The organism is Vibrio palustris (genome assembly GCF_024346995.1).
Lineage (GTDB): Bacteria > Pseudomonadota > Gammaproteobacteria > Enterobacterales > Vibrionaceae > Vibrio > Vibrio palustris.
In genome coordinates, this window is record NZ_AP024888.1 from 433,066 (window position 1) to 454,516 (window position 21,451).

The 21,451-nt window shown below is 43.1% G+C and carries 18 protein-coding genes; 6 read left to right on the forward strand and 12 right to left on the reverse strand.

Going from position 1 to position 21,451, the window contains the following annotated elements; all coding sequences use genetic code 11:
• Positions 1-30 precede the first annotated feature (30 nt).
• Complete coding sequence (gene rnb / locus OCU30_RS14360; protein ID WP_077314374.1) at positions 31-2,010, reverse strand: exoribonuclease II; 1,980 nt, start codon at positions 2,008-2,010, stop codon at positions 31-33.
• Positions 2,011-3,121: 1,111 nt separating this feature from the next.
• On the opposite strand from rnb, the gene OCU30_RS14365 reads away from it, so the two are divergent.
• Positions 3,122-4,963, forward strand: a complete 1,842-nt coding sequence (locus OCU30_RS14365) for a DEAD/DEAH box helicase (RefSeq protein WP_077314372.1) — start codon at positions 3,122-3,124, stop codon at positions 4,961-4,963.
• A 275-nt stretch (positions 4,964-5,238) separates the two neighbouring features.
• The gene (locus tag OCU30_RS14370) at positions 5,239-6,213 is read left to right on the forward strand and encodes a LysR substrate-binding domain-containing protein (protein WP_077314371.1); all 975 of its coding nucleotides are present in this window, start codon (positions 5,239-5,241) and stop codon (positions 6,211-6,213) included.
• Between the two features lie 55 nt (positions 6,214-6,268).
• Here OCU30_RS14370 and OCU30_RS14375 read toward each other — a convergent pair whose 3' ends face one another.
• The 4 genes from OCU30_RS14375 to pnuC form a co-directional block, all read right to left on the reverse strand.
• Positions 6,269-6,658 carry a DnaJ family domain-containing protein gene (locus tag OCU30_RS14375; protein ID WP_159439128.1) on the reverse strand — a complete coding sequence of 130 codons (390 nt, stop codon included), beginning with the start codon at positions 6,656-6,658 and terminating at the stop codon, positions 6,269-6,271.
• A gap of 103 nt (positions 6,659-6,761) precedes the next feature.
• Positions 6,762-8,447 (reverse strand): bifunctional UDP-sugar hydrolase/5'-nucleotidase UshA, encoded by a 1,686-nt coding sequence (gene ushA, locus OCU30_RS14380; RefSeq protein ID WP_077314369.1) that lies wholly within the window; start codon positions 8,445-8,447, stop codon positions 6,762-6,764.
• Positions 8,448-8,621: 174 nt separating this feature from the next.
• Entirely contained in the window at positions 8,622-9,344 is a 723-nt protein-coding gene (locus OCU30_RS14385) for a nucleoside phosphorylase (RefSeq protein WP_077314368.1), read from the reverse strand.
• Positions 9,341-10,072, reverse strand: coding sequence for a nicotinamide riboside transporter PnuC (pnuC, locus tag OCU30_RS14390; RefSeq protein ID WP_077314367.1), 732 nt, complete (start codon positions 10,070-10,072; stop codon positions 9,341-9,343). Before pnuC ends, OCU30_RS14385 begins: the two co-directional genes overlap by 4 nt.
• A gap of 220 nt (positions 10,073-10,292) precedes the next feature.
• Here pnuC and OCU30_RS14395 point away from each other — a divergent pair, with 220 nt between their 5' ends.
• Entirely contained in the window at positions 10,293-10,817 is a 525-nt protein-coding gene (locus tag OCU30_RS14395; protein WP_077314366.1) for an RNA-binding S4 domain-containing protein, read from the forward strand.
• 88 nt (positions 10,818-10,905) lie between these two features.
• On the opposite strand, the gene OCU30_RS14400 is transcribed toward OCU30_RS14395, so the two are convergent.
• The 5 genes from OCU30_RS14400 to OCU30_RS14420 form a co-directional block, all read right to left on the reverse strand.
• On the reverse strand, positions 10,906-11,094 hold the full coding sequence (locus tag OCU30_RS14400; RefSeq protein WP_077314365.1) for a hypothetical protein: 189 nt from the start codon (positions 11,092-11,094) through the stop codon (positions 10,906-10,908).
• 106 nt (positions 11,095-11,200) lie between these two features.
• Positions 11,201-11,566: a hypothetical protein gene (locus OCU30_RS14405; RefSeq protein ID WP_077314364.1), complete on the reverse strand. Its 366-nt coding sequence runs from the start codon at positions 11,564-11,566 to the stop codon at positions 11,201-11,203.
• Positions 11,567-11,768: 202 nt separating this feature from the next.
• Positions 11,769-13,133 (reverse strand): ethanolamine permease, encoded by a 1,365-nt coding sequence (eat, locus tag OCU30_RS14410; RefSeq protein WP_077314363.1) that lies wholly within the window; start codon positions 13,131-13,133, stop codon positions 11,769-11,771.
• 479 nt (positions 13,134-13,612) lie between these two features.
• A complete protein-coding gene (locus tag OCU30_RS14415) occupies positions 13,613-14,188 on the reverse strand; it encodes a protein kinase family protein (protein ID WP_077314362.1) in 576 nt (191 codons plus the stop codon).
• Positions 14,189-14,533: 345 nt separating this feature from the next.
• Complete coding sequence (locus tag OCU30_RS14420; RefSeq protein WP_077314361.1) at positions 14,534-16,279, reverse strand: family 43 glycosylhydrolase; 1,746 nt, start codon at positions 16,277-16,279, stop codon at positions 14,534-14,536.
• A gap of 277 nt (positions 16,280-16,556) precedes the next feature.
• On the opposite strand from OCU30_RS14420, the gene OCU30_RS14425 reads away from it, so the two are divergent.
• The 3 genes from OCU30_RS14425 (at position 16,557) to OCU30_RS14435 (ending at position 19,340) form a co-directional block, all read left to right on the forward strand.
• Positions 16,557-17,441 (forward strand): AEC family transporter, encoded by an 885-nt coding sequence (locus OCU30_RS14425; protein ID WP_077314360.1) that lies wholly within the window; start codon positions 16,557-16,559, stop codon positions 17,439-17,441.
• A gap of 78 nt (positions 17,442-17,519) precedes the next feature.
• A complete protein-coding gene (locus OCU30_RS14430) occupies positions 17,520-18,023 on the forward strand; it encodes an HD domain-containing protein (RefSeq protein ID WP_077314359.1) in 504 nt (167 codons plus the stop codon).
• Positions 18,024-18,152: 129 nt separating this feature from the next.
• Positions 18,153-19,340: an FAD:protein FMN transferase gene (locus OCU30_RS14435; protein WP_235861854.1), complete on the forward strand. Its 1,188-nt coding sequence runs from the start codon at positions 18,153-18,155 to the stop codon at positions 19,338-19,340.
• A 178-nt stretch (positions 19,341-19,518) separates the two neighbouring features.
• Here the strand turns inward: OCU30_RS14435 and OCU30_RS14440 are convergent, their stop codons facing one another.
• Complete coding sequence (locus OCU30_RS14440) at positions 19,519-20,598, reverse strand: nickel/cobalt transporter (protein ID WP_077314358.1); 1,080 nt, start codon at positions 20,596-20,598, stop codon at positions 19,519-19,521.
• 13 nt (positions 20,599-20,611) lie between these two features.
• Positions 20,612-21,286 carry a DUF1007 family protein gene (locus tag OCU30_RS14445; RefSeq protein WP_235861853.1) on the reverse strand — a complete coding sequence of 225 codons (675 nt, stop codon included), beginning with the start codon at positions 21,284-21,286 and terminating at the stop codon, positions 20,612-20,614.
• Between the last annotated feature and the right edge of the window lie 165 nt (positions 21,287-21,451).

Below are 21,451 nucleotides of genomic sequence, written 5' to 3' on the forward strand. Positions count from 1 at the left end.
GTTTGGAGCTTCGTCGTTCACGTCTTTTGCCTATGGCTCTGGCGCATCAGCAAAAACTTGCACAGGTTTACCAACGATACTGCGATTCTCTTGGTTCACTTCTGATAGTTGCAGTTCAAGTGTATCACCTAGTTGGAATACGACTTCTTTATCGACCGATACAGTACCGTTATCCCCATTACATTCTAAGCGCTGTTTGTTGGCAAGAATTAAAGAAGCAGGAACAAACGCCATTGCACCATTGGCAAGTAAACGAACACGCATACCGGCACGGTTGATATCGAAAATCTCACCTTGGTAAACCGTACCTTTTTCAGGTTCATCGGCTAGGGTACGAGCATATAGCCAGTCACCGACATTACGCTCTGCCATTTTATGATGTTTACGATGTAGAGCGAGTTCTTCACCTACCGTATCATCAGGCTGTTGAACGGGTTCTTTACCAAGAATCATGGCTTTTAGAAGACGGTGGTTAATCATATCACCGTATTTTCGAATTGGAGATGTCCAGGTGGCGTAAACCTCCAAGCCCATTGCGAAATGAGGTAATGGTTGATTCGCAATTTCACTGTAGCTTTGAAATTTACGAATACGGTTATCTAGGTACGATGTTTCTTGGTCGGCTAACCAGCGACGTAGTGCAGCGAAGCCTTCAACAGTACTGAAATTTTCTGCGGTTGCATTGGGAGCACCATGCTCAGCCATCAGCTCGACGACTTCCGCTAGTTTTTCTTCTTTGAAACCTGCGTGAGTGTTAAACACACCGGTTGAGAAGTGTTGGCTTAATGCTTTACCCGCACAGATGTTCGCTGTAATCATTGACTCTTCAACTAGACGATTTGCACTGCGGCGCATATCAGCGTGAATCGCGACCACATCGTTGTCGTCGCTCAATTCAAAGCGGTAATCTGGGCGATCTGGGAATACAACAGCATTTTTCTGACGCCAATCGGCACGAGCTTTAGAAAAGTCGTAAAGATCAGAGACAACTTTAGCGATGGTTTCAGTCGGTTGCCATTCATCACAATGACCGGTTTCAAGCCAATCAGACACATTCTCGTAAGCTAAGCGCGCGTGAGATTTCATGTTAGCGGCAAAAAAGCGAATGTCATCGCCAATCACTCCATCTGCACTGATCGATACGCTGCAGCATACGGTAGGGCGAATTTCATCTTCCATCAACGAACATAGCTCATCAGCTAAGTCTCGCGGTAACATTGGAATATTACGGCCTGGGAGATAAATGGTAAAGCCACGTTCACGGGCAACCCTATCCATATTATCTTCTGGAGTAATATACGCCGTCGGATCCGCGATAGCGATGGTGAGATCAAAACTACCATCGTCGTTTTTCTTGGCGTAAAGGGCATCATCCATGTCTTTGGTTGAAGCGCCATCGATAGTCACAAACGGGATGTCAGTTAGATCTTCACGAACAAGATCCGCATCGTCTTTAAGTGACCATTCGTCAATGCCCATAGGCTCAGAATTCGGTAGATCATTTTTTGCTAATGTGACCCACCAAGGTGCAATCTTATCATCCGCATCGGTGATTTTTTTTGAGATCTCGACAAAGAAGCCGTTATCGCCTTTCAGCGGGTGACGAATCAAATGCGCAACAACCCAATCGCCTTCTTTAAAGTCAGCGTTATTCAAGTCTTTACTGGTACGCGCTTTCAGCGATTGTTTTTTTAATTGAGGATGATCGGGCACAACGTTCAACTTGTCTTTGAACATTTTTACTCGACCAATGAAGCGCTCCAACGACGGCTCAAGCAATTCTTGTGGTTCTGCAACTTCTCGTTCTTTTTCAGTACGAACAATGGCCATGACTTTATCGCCATGCAGACATTTTTTCATGTACGGAGGCGGAATAAAGAAACTATTTTTGCTGTCCACTTCTAGGAAGCCAAAGCCTTTATCCGTTGCTTTGATCGTTCCTTCTTTTTTTGGAAGGTTTTCTTGAATGTCCTGCTTTAATTGGGCAAGCAATGGGTTGTCTTGAAACATTATTTACTCTTATTGGTTGGTCCTCTCCCTAGCAAAGGAGGAGGTATCCAAAAAAATCACTTAATAACCACTGCGGGTTAGTAAGAATAAACGTTGACTAGAATACATGTCTGGCTAATACACCATGATTGAGCTTGAACCGCCACAGTACTTGGTGCATAAAACTGCGGCTAATATTACTAGTTAATCGAAGAAAAGTATATTGTTGGATTTGGCCTGTCAGAGCGCTATTGTCGGTGGCTTAGGCTAGGCGAAAGTGTCTCAAATGTAGAGGCGAAGAAAGGATGAGCACTACCGAAAAGTGATCAAATAAGCTAACCGTATATTTATTGACCCGAATCAGTCTAAAACGCCGCTCACAGAATTGAACCTTGAAGATTAGTCGCTGAACAAATTGATCTTTTTATTTATGTTTTATCACTTCTATACAAAATAGAAATCATAAAAAGTTTTTAATTCAATAGTAATCATAAGGTTAATTAATGAGCGAATCAGTAATCTTTGCTTTATCTACCTTTAAAGTAGTAAATAAAGTTAAACGATTAATTTTGTTTATTTTCTCATCAACGATCAATCACTTAATGAGTAGTGAATACGGAATAGGTGATATTTTGCGCGATAACAGTAACGGCTTGAAATTGACAGTGGCTATCAAATTTACTTACGAGTTTTAATTTTAAATAATTGATAATTATAGAATTAATTTTTAATGTCCCAGGGTTGTATCGGTAGTGATAGGTACTTTTTATTTACAGGTGTGGTTACATGTTGAGCAAAAGGTGTAGAAAACTCACAATAAACCAGAAAAAAAGTTTATATCGTAGTATAATGCATTTTCACGCTTTAACTGCCACGTTAAAGCAATAGGAGCGGCACGTTGAAATTCAAGATGTCAATATTTCATCATATAAATGAAATATTTGTGATGGATTTCAATTTTTCCTAGCTTTTTTTATCTATTTAGTGAATAATCCGCTCCCCTATGTATGTCCCAAGTGGCTTGATGCGTTTTAATAACTATCCGCATCTGAAAGGAATCAGCAATTTTTGGATTGGTTGGAAATGGTAAAGCTCATGGGACCTTGGTTTATTTTATTATTATGGGAATCCCATGCAAGAGACCGTCATTCATTTTAGTGACTTAGCACTTAACAGTGCAATTTTATCAGCCCTAACAGATATGGGCTTTGAGAAACCAACACCAATTCAAGCAGCGTCAATTCCTGTTCTGATTGAAGGACGTGATGCGCTAGGTAAAGCGCAAACAGGTACAGGAAAAACAGCAGCATTCTCCCTTCCGTTGTTGAACAAAATTGATTTATCTCAGCGTAAACCACAAGCGATCCTTATGGCTCCAACTCGTGAGCTTGCGATTCAAGTAGCCGCTGAAGTTAAGAATTTAGGTCGTAACATCAAGGGCCTTAAAGTACTTGAAATTTACGGTGGTGCGTCTATCTCAGACCAAATCCGTGCTCTTAAATCGGGTGCGCACATCGTAGTTGGTACTCCTGGTCGTGTAAAAGATTTGATCAACCGCGAACGCCTTCATCTTGATGAATGTCATACCTTCGTATTGGACGAAGCGGATGAGATGTTGAAGATGGGCTTCGTAGATGATGTAACTTGGATCATGGAAAAATCGCCAGAAACAGCGCAACGCGTATTGTTCTCTGCGACGATGCCTCCAATGGTGAAAACCATTGTTGACCGTTACTTACGTAACCCTGCTCGTATTGACGTTGCTGGTACTAACCAAACCGTTGATAAAGTAGAACAACAGTTCTGGGTAGTGAAAGGTGTTGAAAAAGACGAAGCAATGTCTCGTCTTTTAGAAACAGAAGATACTGATGCATCAATCGTCTTCGTACGTACTCGTCAAGATACAGAACGTCTAGCGGATTGGTTAAGTGCTCGTGGTTTCAAAGCCGCTGCACTGCATGGTGATATTCCTCAGTCCCTACGTGAGCGTACTGTTGATCATATCAAACGTGGTGTTATCGATATCTTAGTTGCAACAGACGTAGTAGCACGTGGTCTAGATGTTCCACGTATTACACATGTCTTCAACTACGACATTCCGTTTGATGTTGAATCTTACATTCACCGTATTGGTCGTACTGGCCGTGCTGGACGTAAGGGTAAAGCGATCCTATTGGTTCGTCCTAACCAAATCCGCATGTTACGTACTATCGAGCGTGTGACTCGTTCTTCTATGGAAGAAATTCAATTGCCACATCGTGATAAAGTTGCGGAATCGCGCTTGTCTAAATTGGCAGAAGAGTTAGAAGCAGAAAAAGAACATAAAGCACTAGAGAAATTCTCTGGCTTAATTGAGAAACTGCAAACAACGCTTGAAATCGACGCGGCAACGCTTGCTGCTATCTTGCTTAAACGCCAGCAAGGTAAACGTCCATTATTCTATGTTGGCGAAGACCCAATGTTAGAAGCCGTTGAACGTGATAAAAAACGCCGTAGTGAACGTCGCGATACTCGCGAAACTAACAATGTTGATTGGGAAACTTACCAATTACAAGTTGGTCGTGAACAAGGTGTTCAAGTGAAAGACATCGTTGGTGCACTTGCTAACGAGTTAGGTCTAACTAAAGGCTCTATTGGTGCGATTAAACTTGCTCCAGAGCACACATTTGTTCAGTTACCTAAATCAATGTCGACAGAAACTGGTAATAAACTACGCAAACTTCGTATTCGTCAGAAAGAAGTGAATGCGGTTGTTTCTGACTTTAACGATTTCCGTGAAAGCCGTGGTCGCCGTGATGGCGGTGGTGGTAATGGCGGTCGTCGTGACGGCGGTAACTCTCGTGGTAACGGTAATGGCGGCCGTGGTGGTAATGGTCGTGGTAACGGTGAGCGTCGCTTCGATCGTAACCGTGGCGGAGACCATCGTGGTAACCACCGTGGTGAACGAGTAAATAAAACTCGCAGTGCTGATTAATCACGTTTAGTTGATGGTAAAAAACCCATGATGTTTACATCATGGGTTTTTTTTATGTTTAAATTCAATCGGTCAGAATATTGCTACTTAAATTTTTCTCAGCTTATCTAAATGATGATTAGATCGGCAATTAATGAGAGAAATGATGAAATATCGTAGATTTAGCCGTAAAGGTTCCTTATGATGGGGTAAAGTAGGGCATATGGTGTGATTGGCCATAGTTAGGCGAGCAAGTCTACTCATGGCTGAGTGGAATGGATGAGGAAGCGTAGAACGTGAAGCTACAGCAATTAAAATATCTAAAAGCAGTAAAAGATAATAATCTGAATATATCAGCAGCCTCAGAGTCTTTGTATACAACGCAGCCCGGCGTCAGCAAACAAATTTTGCTGTTTGAACAAGAAATGGGGGTGCGGGTATTTGAACGGCATGGTAAACACTTACAACGTGTCACTGATATCGGCGAGAAAATCTTTTTAGAAGTAGAAAAAATGTTGATTTTAGAAGATAAAATCAAATCCTTAGCTTCAGAGTATGTTGACCCTGGTAAAGGCTCATTTAATATTTATACCACTCATACTATCGCCAGCTATCTACTGCCTCACAGTGTGGCTGAGTTTACTAAACGTTACCCAAGTGTAAACTTTAACCTTTTCCCTACGATTCCGTCAGATAGCCGTGGTGGTATTAGTAAAGGACATACCGACTTCTCAATTGTCGCACAAGTCGTTGCTCCAGATTCGGATTTGATTGTCTTGCCAGCATACTTGTGGCGCATGGGCATGGTTGTACATAAGGATCACCCATTAGCCGCTATTCGCCAACCAAGCGCCGAGCAAATTTCACAATATCCGCTCTTGTCTTATGAGCCAGGGGCTACGGGTCGTGAGTGCTTAGATAAAGCCATGCGTGAAGCCGGGTGTGAACCCAAATATTTCATGAGTGCGATGGATGCAGATGTGATTAAGCGTTACGTCAATTTGAATTTTGGTGTTGGGATCATTTCGAATCTAGCAGCGACGGACATCAAAAACACAGACCTTGCTTACATCAATCTAGATCATCTGCTTGACCCCTGTAAAGCGTGGATTTGTTTTAGCAAAGATGTGATCTTACATAATTATATGTATGACTTTTTGGGTTCTTTCTCGCCACATCTTACCAAGCAGTTAATGGAGGAAGTGATCGCTAATAGTACGCCATCACGTATTAACGCTTTGTTCAAAGATATTGAGTTACCAGTTTATTAACAAGTGGTTGTGACACTTTATTATTCAATACTAGCGCGACAATCGTTATGTTGCGCTAGGCTGGGTCATCGTTACCTAGATGATATTTTTCTATTAAACATCTTTTTAATAGATATTCGTGAATGAACTCTGTCTTAAGTCCTTGAAGTTGCATACGTTGTTCTAGTGTGTTTAACATTTTCCGTGCTTGCTTGAGTTCTTCTGAGTGGCTATCGCTTTGAGCAACCAAATCGCATAAGGAGATGGCTTCTTTGCGCTGTTGCAGTTCTGGTGGTAAGTAGCCAGCATTTTTAAGTATGTGGTATCCCATACGTAATTCCTTTGGCACGTCGCGATCCTCATCGAGCATTAGGGGTTTTCCTTGCCCTGATAATCGCTCGAATACGCCATCTTCCACCGCTTCTTGGATACGTTGTTCTGCTATTCTTTCAATTAATAAAGTCATCGTACTTCCTCCGTGCATAAAATTTTAGGATAAGAGCGACTGGCATGTCGATAAATCATAAAAAAAACCGCTAATTTAGCGGCTTTTTCTGACTATTGCTCGTTTAAGGAGCGCATCCATCAGTACTACTCGAATTGATGTAAACAATATGTGAGCTTGGGTCGTATTCAGTGACATCAATTGCTGGGTGCTCTTTTAAGTAGTTATAGAGAACCACAGAATCGACATTACCTGTTGGTTGGTAATCCAATTGTGGATAACCATCACCGCCGTTGGCATTATAATCAGGAACACTAAACGTGTATGTGTTACTCGGAGTATAACTCTTGCCGTCAATCTCACTGATCGCAACGGTTTTATTGATACAATCTACGGTCATATCAATACCATCAAACTGAGCATATCCACCTGAATTTTGTTGAATGGTTGCAACATCAGAAAGATAGTCCTCGAGGTCGGTTCCCGTCATTGTTTTGAGCGCGACCTGGTTACCAAACGGTTGCACCGTTAAAACATCATTATAAGTAATATCGCCAGCTGCGATAGACGCCCGTAGCCCTCCACCGTTAACAATACCAAAATCGGCAATACCGTTAGATTGCGCTCTAGCAACGAGCACGCCTAAGTTAGTTTGTTTAAAGCGTACACTCGATCGTTCACCGTCGAGTAAACCATTAGTGCTCGAGAGTTTCTCGCTCAGTTTTTCTTCGCCTTGTTTTTGGAAATAATTGAGGCGGTCAAAAAGAACTGGATCTTCTTGGATATAGGCTTGGGCGAACTCGTCGGTACGCTCCCCCTCGGTATCGAGCTTACGCATATTCACAGGAATCAAGGCGTAAGAGGCGAGGTGTAACTCATCATTGTAGTATTCAAAATCTGCGCGGCCAACGTATTTACCCCATTCGTATGCCTGCATGATCCAAGCGCCGTTTTGACGGTCAGGCATACAGTCGTCACCGGGTTTAAAGGCAGCGTATTCTTTATCATTACTTCCTGGTTCCATACACACTGGGTTTTGGGAATGTCCGCCAATGATACCATCAAGCTCACCAGGTTCCATGTTACGCGCTAGGGTTACATCACCAGGTGCATTCGCACCATGCATCGCATTGAGATAGTGACCCATATGAGTGACGGCGAACACGAGATCAGCACTATCATTATCATCGAGTTCTTGAATGACGGTTTTTAGCTCTGTGGTTGGATTGCGAAATTCTAACGATTCTGTGTATTTAGGATTGGCAATTTTTGCGGTGTCTTGAGTCGTTAAACCAACAATTGCAATGTTCAATCCTTGTACTTTGAAAATCTTATAAGGGTCAAAATAGCGAGTATTGGTCGATTTATTATAAATATTTGCTGCTAACATGGGGAAATTAGCCCAAGCGCGCTGTTTTTCTAAGATATCTAATGTGTTGTCGAATTCGTGATTCCCAACCGCCATCGCATCGTAGCCAATATCGCTCATGCCGATGAAATCGGGTTCGGCATCGAGCAAGTCAGATTGTGGTACACCAGTATTAATATCACCGCCAGAAAAAACTAGGGTAGATCCACCATTGCTTGCGACTTCATCTCGAATACGGTTTATCAGAGTCTTACGTGCCGACATGCCGTACTCCTCATGGTCATTTTTCCAAAAGCGGCCATGGTTATCGTTGGTGTGCAAAATCGTAAATTTAATACAAGATTCAGCTTGTTCACAGTCTATTGCTTGCTCTGTATCGGTATTACACCCGGAAAGTGATAATGCGAACGCGATGCCAAGCATTAGGCGATTCAGTGTCATGGGAATTCCCTTTCTATGAAATAAGCGCTTAATTTAAACTAGATAAATGATGTTTTCTTGACATAAATTGACTTAAACTTACAAATGAATGTTTATGTGCATCAAATCACATTTTTTAAAACACCATCACGCTGAATTTCGTTGTCAATCGTCATTGTCTCCACCGTGACACATTTATAGTGAGATAAGTGCTTCTAACGCCGCTTTAGCCGCCGTGCGTTCTCCATCCATCATGATGGTGTCAGCATCGGCATACTGTTGAATCCCTTCTTTTACATCGTGATCGTAGAGTACGACATTATTTAAAACCGATGCCGTTTGTACGCCGCGCAGACGTCCGACGGTTAATAACGCCGCTGTTTCCATGTCAGCTGCGAGTATCCCGTATTGATTCCAGTAGTGGCTGACAGACAGTTCATCATCACGATAAAAGCTATCGTGAGAACGTACCACGCCGAAATGGCTCGGGCGGTCAAGGGTGTTAACATAGTCTTCAATCCGAGTAAGTAAGCGAAAATCAGCATAGGCGGGGTAGACGTTATCGACATAGCTTTGTGAGCCCCCATCATCGCGAACTGCCCCTTCGGCAACGATTAATTCACCTAAGCCAATATTGGGTTGCATAGCGCCAGCTGAGCCTACGCGAATGATAGCTTGAGCACCGCAGTGAATCAGTTCTTCCAGCGCAATCAGCGTGGAAGGTGCGCCGATTCCTGTGCTGCATAGGGTAATTAGCTTATTGCGATAGTTTCCTTGATAAATACGAAACTCTCTGTGCTCAGAGATTGGTTGTGCATCTTGCAGCATGGAAGCAATACGATTAACACGATCGGGTTCGCCGCATACAATGACTAAAGGAGAGACGGTATCGATAGCGATGTGTGGTTGTATGCTCATAAGGCGTCCCCTTGTGATGATTGTGATGTAGGCGAATTGGCCGTTTGGATCCATTCGCGTGTCCCATTCAAAGCGATAAACAATAAAATGACGTATTCGATAGACAATGCATAGACACCTTGCGCCGCATAGACACCCACACTAATCACATTGACAATCACCCATAAAATCCAATTCTCAACATATTTACGTGTCATCAATAATTGTGCGACCACAGATAACACTGTCATGGTCGCATCCCAAAATGGAAACGCATCGAGTTGCAGTGTCGGCATATTGAGTTGTGCACCGAATAGATTCATTACGCTAACCGTTAAGGTGGCAAGTAGCGTAAAAAAGCCATCAATATATCGAGTCATTATAGCGATAGAGACAATGGCAACCAGTGCGATGAGCAGTTGTTTTGTGCGGGGCATCCAACGTACGGATAAAGTATCACCGTTAGCGTCGGTTTTGGTCCATGCATACCAGCCATACAGGTTGGCAGCAAAGAAAAATACTTGCAGTAGCAGAATGCCATACAGTTGTATTTGGTAGAAAATAACCGCAAATAAGCTAACGTTGATGAGCCCAAAGAGATAATTGATGGTTTTTTCTTTACTGGCAAACCAAATACATAACAAACCAAATACGGTGCCAATGGCTTCAACCCATGACATGGCATAACCCTCGCCAAGCGGTATGTTGACGAGGGTATTATTAATATCAAAAAACTCAAAAATGTTCATAGAGTGGTCCTTCACGCTCAATGTCTGCTTATTATGCTACCTGGTGATTATAACTGGCAAGTTGTTGTGTCTCAGTATGGTCAATAAATGCGATCAAAAGAAAGTGACTTGGTGATAATTAGCTCAGCTGATAAATTATGAGCTGATTAATCACGTCTAACGGTTTAAACTTACGCTAACTGTTTGTACACTTCGTGCAAAACCATAATGAGAGTAATTCATGTCAGAATCAGATCAAGTAACCTTCAATGACGACGAAGAAATTGAAATAGAAGCAGTGGGTGTGGAAGTATCAGAACAGCCCATTGAACTGTATAAAGTATTAAAACTTGCCGACGCTGTTAGTGGTGGTGGTGAAGCTAAATTCGCGATTTCTGAAGGTTTTGTTGCGGTTAATGGCGAACTAGATACACGGAAACGTCGTAAGTTATATGATGGTGATCTGATTGAATTTAATCAAGAGTTTTACTTGGTGATTTGTGATGCGCCAGTGACTGATCCTGCGGTAAAAGAGAAGGAAAAAGAAAAAGCCAAAGCTTTGCAAAAAGCCGATCAAAAAGCGAAAAAGAGAGCAAAGCAGGAAGAGTTAAAACAACAAGCTCAAGCGGCGAAAAAACCAAAATCGGTAGAAGGGTTGTCTGCTAAAGCTGAACCAAGAGAAAAACCAGTGACGCCGGCTAAAGAGAAAGAGATCAAAGAACAAGAACAACCCTCAACCGGTCGCAACTCAATCAAGTTTTTCTAATCGTTATGTATTGGCGAACATAGCGTTGCAATATATTAAGCTAAAGAGAGAGGGGGAAGCCTAGCTTCCCCCTCTTATTTATTCTGTATTAGTATTCGTCGTTATCAAGAAACATTCTCCCTTCTAACGCGTATGGATCGTCCTCGAATGGATGGGCTACATGGCCCCGTAAACGTTCTAACTTCTGCTCTAATTGAGCTGCAGTGTTAAAATCTCCTTCGGAACAAGCGACATAAATATCTTGCTCTAAACTATCAATGCGGTCATGAATATTCATATTACGCTCCTCTCATTGATCAGTAGTGGACTACGATATTGCTATCTTTTAAGAGTGTAGTAAATCGCACTCATTGATCAAATATAACGATGAATGGTAGCGCGAGTCAATGCAGAAAAGTCGGTGGTTTTACCGCTGCGATCAATTTTATTGACTGTGGTTTGAAGACGAACATTACGAGTAAATGAATGATGACACAGAGCAGCGCGATACTAATTGGTAATCCAATTTCATAAAGCATATGACTGCTAATGATCGAAGCGAACACAATAATATTAATTACAAACGCAATATTAAGGCTACTACGGACAATTTTTTGGCCTATGGTTTCTTTCATCATGACAGGTTCATGGCAGTGCTGACACGTTAATTGGTGTGACTGTGAATGCTGATGTAATTCATTTGAAGATAAAGAAAACTCTTGGTAGCACTGCTCGCAAATCACAGTAATACGTTGAGATAAATAAGTCATGTGGTCTCCGAACAGGGGGGGAATAGCGCTCATTGTAGTGGTTAATCATGGATAAAAAATACTCACAATGAGGTATATTACGAGTAATCGCTAAATAAGAGTCTTTATTCTAAAATAAAGTTATGATTTTTATAGTTTTTAACTAATAAAAAAGCCAGCAATTGCTGGCTTTTTTCGCGACAAATTATTGCATTAAGTTGGTTTATTTTCCAGCCAATAAAACGTCCTGTTCGGCGTCATCGCGTTGTTGTTTCGTTAAGGTAAAGTATAAGTATCCAATGCCCATTAGCACACAAAACAACGCAGCAATTTCGCGGTTAAACCATATCATTGCGATTAAACACAGCACAGCCAAGCCTAGTGCAATTGCAGGAACAACGGGATAGAAAGGAGCGCGGTAAGTACGTTGTAAGTTTGGTTCGCTTTTGCGCAGTTTGAATAGACTTAACATACTCATGATATACATGACAATGGCACCAAATACAGCCAATGTGATCATCGCCGCGGTTAAGCCCATGCCTTGTAGTTCAACAATACCATCACTGTATATTGCAACGATACCGATCACACCGCCCGCGATAGTTGCTCGATAAGGTGTATTAAAGCGCGAAAGCTTACTTAAGCTTTTCGGTAGATAGCCAGCGCGTGACAGTGCAAAAAATTGGCGAGAGTAACCTAAAATTATGCCGTGGAAGCTCGCAATTAAGCCAAATAAACCAATCCAAACTAACATATGTAACCAGTTAGAGTGCTCACCGACGACCATTTTCATCGCTTGTGGGAGTGGATCATTAATACCAGACAATTTACTCCAATCGCCTGAACCACCCGCAAAAATCATGACACCAAAGGCTAAAAATACCAACGTAATAATGCCGGATAAATAGGCTTTGGGAATGGTACGTTTCGGATCTTTGGCTTCTTCTGCTGCCATGGCAGCACCTTCAATCGCAAGGAAGAACCAAATGGCAAATGGGATGGCGGCGAAGATAGCGGACATAGTACCAAAGCTAAAGTGATCACTGCCTGCCCAGCCGTTAGTGACAAAGTTCGTCATGCTAAAACCAGGAGCGACTACGCCCATAAATATGAGCAGCTCTCCAACGGCTAACACGGTGACACACAGTTCAAACATCGCCGCTAATTTAACGCCGAGAATGTTGAGTACCATAAACACCAAATATGCACCGACGGCAGCTACCTTTGGATCGAGTTGTGGGTATTGCACATTCAGGTACGCACCAATCGCAAGAGCAATGGCGGGTGGGGCAAACACAAATTCAATTAAAGTCGCGAAGCCGGCAATCAAGCCACCGGTTTCTCCGTAGGCGCGGCGACTGTATGCAAATGGCCCACCAGCATGGGGAATGGCGGTTGTCAGTTCAGTAAAGCTGAATATAAAGCAGGTATACATCAACGCGACAATAACGGTCGTAACAAGAAAGCCGAGCGTGCCTGAAACGCCCCAGCCATAACTCCATCCAAAATACTCGCCTGATATTACTAGACCGACGGCGATGCCCCACAGGGACAAGGTACCGAGTGATTTTTCTAACTTGGCTGTCATATCTCTCTCCTAAAAAACGATTGGCGTGACGCACATCCGTGTTTCACCTTGGGTAAGCAATCGAACTCACTAAGAACTTGCTATTACTAGACAGTAAGCGAAAGTCGTACCTACTTTGTGGAAGAGGAATAGTTTTAGTATAAAATATGGTTATCGCGATATTTGTTGATGGATGTAGCTAAATATAAACTTATTTATGGAAAAAAAAGAGAAAAAACATAGAGAGCTAACTGCGAAAGACGGGAAATAGTGTGACGATGAACCGTGATAGACCAGCATCGATACACCCGCGCACCGTTAATGTGCACCGCTATACCATTGTTTTAGGTCGTATTTTGTGTGTATGAGAGGTGACGAGTTGATAGAAACGAGTTATCAGAACCCTTAACAAGAAGGGTTCTGATTCGTATCATGATTTACCACAGAGAAAAGGTATTAAAAAGGACTGAGGTAGCATGCCGGCGTTTTGTATTGTGCTATTAGCGAATCATACGGCCAATACGTCGAACTTTGCCACCAAACTCCACCAAGCTACGTTGCGTTTCAGACAACATTTGTGGTTGGTGTTCGGCAATAAGTCGATAAAGGTGATACAAAGAAACTTTACGTGCGATACGCCAAATCGGACTCCATGAGCGACGACGCAATGTCGCACGTTCAAAATCTACCAAGCCAAGGGTTCCATCTTTATCAGCAACAATATCGCGAATAGGCATAGAGTGACGAGCGACGCCTGCACTCAGCATTTTATTCACAATGTTTGTTAATGTTTTGATTTGTGCCGGTGACAAGGTACGAGCAGATTCACCTGATAATCGCGACATACGAATCATGTGTTTTTCATCGTCTACACCATACAAGACCGGAATACCATCAATCCCTTGCAGTCGACTTAATGCTTCTTTTTCAATTGCATAACGTCTCGGGGTGCTGGATTTCGGTTTGAAAAATTTTGTGACGATGGTATCACCAATGTTTAACAACATTTTATTGGTTTCGTATACGCCATCGATAACGCATTTATCGATTGTTACTTGTGGATGTTGCATAGTCATGAATAGCCTTATTTAAAAGTGTTTTTCATCCGAAAAGTTCAGTCCAATAATGAGAACATAAACTATTTACCAAACAGTATGATGGCTTCACCATATAAATAGACAACGTTGTGTACACTGTAGAGAGTGGGATACATCACCACAATGTGATTCGCTTTATATCGAATTTGTAGGGAGGATATTACTCCTTTCGAGGTAATTGATCCATTCGTATACGTTTCTTTACAATCAAGTGAGATATCCTATCCGAATACCGTGGGTTTTAATGATAACTTGGTAAGCTAAACACGCAAAGCCAGAGCAGAAGGGCTCTGGCTTTGTCTGGCAACGTAAGATTAGGGTTAATTAACGGGTAGAGCGTAAGTAAAAACGCTGGCAGTCGTTGTCGAGATCGTCATACAAGCCGATTGAAGTACCGTCACTCAATGCACAGTTACTTAAATCAAGCAATCGTCCGGTTGCTTTGTTAACGATACGGTAACCGCCCTCGACTCGAGGGTGAAGATACCAATGTGTTCCCGTTTGTTGGCATTGACCAAAGCGAGTCAGTGAGCCACTCGATTGCAAACATCTTGTTGGATGTACGCTGTTGGTGATCGTCACGGCACCATCTTGCTGAGGGGCCATTTGCCAGATTTGTTGTGGTGAATGGGTCCAGCTTTGTTGTTGGGTGCGTCCGTTCACAGCTGCGACTGCTTTACCACTGACGGCGCTGATAATGGCCACGTCATTAACAGGAGATAGGCTCCATTGTGTGCAGTCATTACCATTACAAGCATGAAAAAGACGATGATTGGCAACATCGGCAAAGCTCAGTAAGCCGTTATTATTTACTGAGACTTCCCAGCGCTGGCATGATTGGTTAGTCCAAGCAACAAAGGTTTGTTGTCCGGCACAGGCGTCTGATGTGAGGAAATTGCCTTGGTTATTGGTAATACGCACGGTGCGGTCAGGAAGCGTATCGAGATAGCCTAATGCCGAGTCGCGACGTTCGATTTGGTTATTACGCGTCACATGATGGCTAAAGCGCATGAGTGGGCTAGGCAAAATGACTTGCAGTGGGCCGTTTTCACCGGATGGTACGTTAAGAGCTTTACCTGTGGGCTCGGGGGACCCAAAATTTGGTGTACCATCTGCATTCCACCCAAATGCTTTCGCATGGAGTGAACGAGTATTACCACACCCTTGCCCAGGGTATTCATTACCGTGGTACGCAATCCAATTTTCGCTGCCATCGGGAGAGGTGAAGAAACCATTATGCCCAGGGCCATAAATCCCATTCGCTTGGGTTAATACGGGTTGTTCGTATTTGGTCCACGCTCGCGGATTCATTGGATCATTACCGGTCAGCTTTAATAATCCCAATTTATAGTCGTCGGTTTCACAGTAACTTGCCGAGTATACAATATAGACTTGGCCATTATGGATGAGAGGCTCTGGACCTTCATTGACGTTACGCCCAATTCGCTCCCATGTGTAACTCGGGCGGCTGAGTAATGCTGGTTGCCCATCGATGGTCCAAGGATTGCGCATTTTGACAATATAATTGCGTTGCTCGTCACCAAACCATTGGGAATACATTAGGTATAACTGGTCGTGAATGGTGATGTAGCTACCATCAATATTCCAAGTGTTAGGCATCGGTGACCCTTTGTATTCATAAGGCCCCATCGGATCATCACCTGCGCTCTCTAAGACCGATAAGTGTTGATGATCTAGGTTTTCATCGTGGCCTGATGTATACATCATATACCAGCGCCAGCCATTGGGACCTTTTAGACGATGAAATTCAAACGCCCAAAAACTGCAACAGCGATCTGGATTGGTGTCTGACCACACGGTAACGGGCTGTGCATCGGCCAGTCCTGCTAACGTCGGGGATTGTCGCATATCAAGTTGCGAGTTCCACGTTGTGGTTGCTGAGTAATAATTGCCATTAAAATAGGTGACCCAAGGGTCAGCACCATTCGCATAGACAGGGTTGGTAAAGGTTTGATTGTTGGCATGTGCCTGCCAAGTCAATAATACAAAAATACAGGTTGTGATCGTTTTTATCAGTGTCACGTAGCGAATGAATAAGTACTGAGGCATAAAAGTCTCCTAATCAGGGTTCATCGAGCATGGATAACATTCACAGAGCCGCGAATGTTGCCATTCAATACTAATCAATGTGCATACTTATTAATAACTCGATAATTAAGAAGTTAGAGAGCGGTGACGTAGCAATTACATATTTTGGAGTAAAGTCATAACTTCGCTTGCTTACTTTGACGGTATTACGCGGGAAACTCAGACAACAGTGCAGCGTATCTCGGCTAAGCGTGATAGCATAAATAGTCAATAATGATTTAGATTAGAAAGGGATACCATGCTTACCGCTTTTATTGCTGCCATTTTACCTGTGTTGATTATTGCGCTGGTCGGTACCTTCTTAAGTAAAAAGACTCAGTATTTAGACGATCCCAATCTGCCTAAGCTGATTGTCAATGTTGGTATGCCTGCACTGTTATTGCATTCTATGCTCGGTCAGCATCTTGATTTTATGGGCATGGGAAAGCTTGTGGTGGCCTCCGCATGTGCGTTAATGGCGATGGTGGCGGTGTCGCTGGTGGTTCTCAAGCTTATGAAGCTTCCCGCACGCTATTATTTACCCGTTCTCGTGAATCCGAATACCGGTAATCTTGGTATACCTATTGCCTATGCCTTACTAGGAGAAAAAGGCTTAGCAGGAGCGGTGATCATCTCCTCAATTATTGAAATTAGCCACTTTACTTTGGGCATTGGTATGATGTCGGGCAGCTTCAATGCTCGTCGATTGCTTGCCAATCCACCAGTCATTTCTTTGCTTGTCGGCGCGGCTATCATGGCGCTCGATGTACCCGTTCTATCATTTATGCTAACGGTATTCGAGATGCTAGGCAGTATTACGGTACCGATTATGTTACTCATGTTGGGGCGCTCACTCGCCCATATGAAAGTCCATGAGGCACGCTGGGGGCGGCTAGCATTCTTAGCGCTTTATCGCCCAATGATGGGCATGACGATGGCGTGGGGCGCCGCCACATTGATCGGGCTATCTCCTTTATATACCGCTAACCTTCTGATTGCGTTCTGCATGCCGGTCGCGGTGCTAAACTATATTTTTGCCACTCGCTATAGAGGGCCTGTCAATGACGTCGCAGGGTTGACATTTTTAACCTTACCGACGGCCTTGTGTGCACTGATTATCATTAAACTATTTGTACTTACCTAATAAATTGCGCGTGTCGCAGGTGTAACCATTGGCGATAGTTTCGTTGTAACAACGTTATCATTATTAAAAAGGAAAGTGATGAAGCATCCAGCCCGAACGTTTGCTCAGTATTATCACGGTGACCAGCAATATGGTTGTGATCCCTATGTATACCATTTAGATATGGTGGCGTTATTGTGTTTACCCTATGGGCAAGATGCGGTTACAGTTGCCTATCTCCATGATGTGATTGAGGATACAGACGCAACGTTAACTGTGATTGCCGAACAGTTTGGCGAGTATATTGCCGCTTGTGTCGCGATATTAACGGATGAACCCGGTGAAAATCGGGCGGTGAAAAAAGCGCGGACTTATCGAAAAATGGCGCAAGTTAGCGGTGTAACTGAGTTGGCGTTAGTCGTCAAAGCTGCGGATCGCTTAGCCAATCTTCGAATGTGTTCAGTGACGCAAGACAAAGACAAAATTGCGACGTATCAGCGTGAACATCCTCAATTTGTCACATCGGTTTACCGCCCATATTTATGCGACAAACTGTGGTATAGCATTGATCAGGCAATGGCTCGGTTACCTGTTGTGCAATGAGTTGCGCCACTTATCGTTACAGTTCTGGTGAATAAATCATCAAAACGTGGCGTTTTTATGAACGCAAAGAAATAATATCAACCTTGAAAAACATTAAGGGTCGCAAAATAAGCACTTAAACGGTAGACTTTGCAGCAACTTTATTCTCCTCCCCCTCAAGAGCGCTTGTACTGTTTACGTATGAATGTCGTCAAGTTGTTGTCTCTTGTTGGGCATGTGTACATCGAACAGGGTTGCTTTAACTCCATGAATAACCGTCATGTAACCTCAAAATTTTGCCGTAATATCTTACTTGTTGGCTTGGCGAGTGCCGGCTTAACCGCTTGTAATCAGCCGCCTGAAATTCAAAAGATCGAAGGTTTTGCGCAAGGGACTAGCTACCATATTAGCTACTGGACATCGAAAGATGTTGATAAAGAAACCATAGAAAAACAGTTTCAAACAAAACTGGATAGTATCGACAAAGAACTCTCCACTTATCGCGATGATTCATATATTTCGCGTTTTAACGAGAAAACGGATACGAACTGGCAGCCAGCGTCGAAAGATTTTATTCACTTAATTGACCTCGCGCGAGTGATCAATCGAGATACGCAAGGATGTTACGATCCAACTGTGTCGCCGCTATTTCAGTTGTGGGGATTTCAAAAAGGCACGCTAGAAGTGCCAACCGCAGCGCAAATCAGTAAAGTGAAAAAGCAAATGGGCTTGGATAAAATCCAAGTCGATCATACTGGCATGCGTGTGCGTAAAGTATTACCGCATGTGCAGCTTGATTTTTCATCGATGGGTGAAGGCTACACCATTAATAAACTCAGTAAGATTTTGGAGTCAGATGGCATCCATAACTATTTAGTTGAGTTCGGTGGTGATATGAAGATTCGTGGTCATAAACCCAAAGGTCAAAAATGGCGTGTGGCGATTGAACGTCCGATTCCATTAGAAGACGGTGTTAAACCGTATAAAATCGTGACAATTAATGACGAGAAAGGGGTGACTCTGAACACGTCTGGCACATACCATCATTCGTTTGATAAAGATGGTAAAGAGTACGCGCATATTTTAGATCCACGCACCGGCACGCCAGTGACGCACGATCTGTCTTCGGCAACCGTCTTCAGCGATGATCCAGAAATTGGAGATGCTTGGGCAACCGCAATGCTATGCTTAGGACCAAAAGTAGGTAAAGCCGTGGCATTACGTAAGAACTTAGAAGTGTTCTTTATTCGCGGTACCGACAAGGATGCGAAAAGCTTTTCAAGTGAAGCGTTGTCTAAATCTCAGCGTATAAGCTTTGATCAAGGTGAAGCAAAATAACTCCTTGATGCGCTCGTTAAATTACGATGTATATGTCGTGATAGATTGGTTTAGAGCCCATTAATGAAAGAAAAAGCCGCAGAGTAATGTCTGCGGTTTTTTTATGTCTCAACATCGTCAGATACTGCTCATCGGCTAAAATACCCGTTTGTCTCAGCGTTTAAATTAATGAAAAGAGTTAGTGAACATTAAAAATTGGCGACACCCCAAAACCACTTTGATGAAACAACACATAGCTGACCAACATTAAAGTGACCCCAGACAATATACGTAAGGTAGGGGAGATCCACGGGAAATGCTGCTGATCGTCTTTTAAGTAGCGTTGTACGAACTTACGTCCCGATACCGTCGCTAGGGCAATGGTTGAGGTCGTACACGCGGTTCCTACCGACATAATGATTGCACTGAATACCCCAACCCAATATTGATGCGCTAAGTTCGCGAAAAATAGAACTAAAATAGCACCAGTACATGGACGAATCCCAATGCTCATAATGATCGCTATGTATTCGCGAAGGCTTTTAGCACGGTTAATCTCGGTGGGAGTCGCGATATGCTTGTGTCCACAACTACAGCTACCATCATCGTGTTGGTGATGATCGTCATGCTGGTGGTGATGTTCGTGATGCGAGTGCCCGTGGTGCGAATGGTCATGAGAATGGCTATGCTCATGTGCATGGCCGCGCCATTGTTTATAAAAATAACGGGCGCCTTGATAAAAGATCACGGCGCCAATCAGTAGCACACCTAAATAGCTTAACGAGAAGATGTTCCCTACGAAGTGATTGACATGACGCATGGTTTGGTTGAGAGCGAATAAAAAGATAGACACAACCCCGATAGCGACCAAGGCTTGCACAAAAGCAGAGACGACCGTAATCATTAATCCCATTTTGATTTTGGCAGGGTTGGTGGCGAGATAACTACTTACGATCAGCTTCCCGTGACCAGGACCTAGGGAGTGAAAAATACCGTAGAGAAAGCTTACTTCAATCAACGAATACATCGCTGAACTGTTTTGTACGGAATCGTAAATCAAGTCACTCAATTGATCGACAGAGGAGCGTTGCCACTGCACACTCATTATCATAATATGCGGCCACATAATATAAATAAAGTGGATGAGAATCGCGAGGGTAGTAGTGACAACACCGATTGTCACCGCTCGACTAAGCGTTAAGTAGCGCTTCTTTTGTGGCAGCGTCATTGCGTCTATCGCAGTGTGTTCGTGTGAAGACGGTTCATGAGTGTGCGACATGTGGTGGATCCCTTTAATGGCAAGTCAAATTAAGTTGTTGAGTAAAAAGTTGTCCTAATGAGTTATCAGGGTCCGCATCGGCGGGTAAGTTCGTCGCATAAGCCACTTCTTTCGGCGTTGGGTTCGGCGCAATAATCTTATATTGGCAGTGTTTTGCCAATTGTGGTGATAGCTTAATGCTGTCGCGGCCTTTCCAAGACATATCAACATAATAAGTCGGATCAAAAATAAGAAATTTAAGCGGCTCGTTTATGAATGTGAAAGGTTTAGTGAGTGGTAAGTCGAATTTGAGCGTTGCTTTACCACGTTTGGTGGTTAACACGGCATTACGCGCCGTTTTATAGCGAATCGGTGTGGTTTTATGTTGATAAAAATACGTAAAGTAGTGGGTGCTCAGCATGTTTTTTATCATATTATCGGCTAGCTTTTGCAGCGTTTTTTTACGGTGTTCTTTCGACATATCTTCGCCATCAAATAGATACGCCGTTGTCATGGGGTCAAATTCCCATGTCATCGAAAATCCGGTAATGGCGTGATCGTTGCCATTGATCTGCGTGACCATATCGACCCAAGAGTGCGGGTGCGCCTTGGCAAGAGTCGGCATCAATGCCAATAGCCCGATTAAAGTAAACCATGAACGGTGAGAAACGACAGGCGTAAAAACACGCAGTGAGGACCAGTCAAACAATGCGATAACTCTTCTATAAAAGGGTAAGTACAGTCGCAAGGTTATAACATATTTTATTGTAAATAACAGTCAGCACAACGTAATCTTAATTAGTGTGACAAGTGATAACTGTACCAAAATCACGGATGGGATCTGCATTGAAGCGGTTACTGTCTATACTGATAA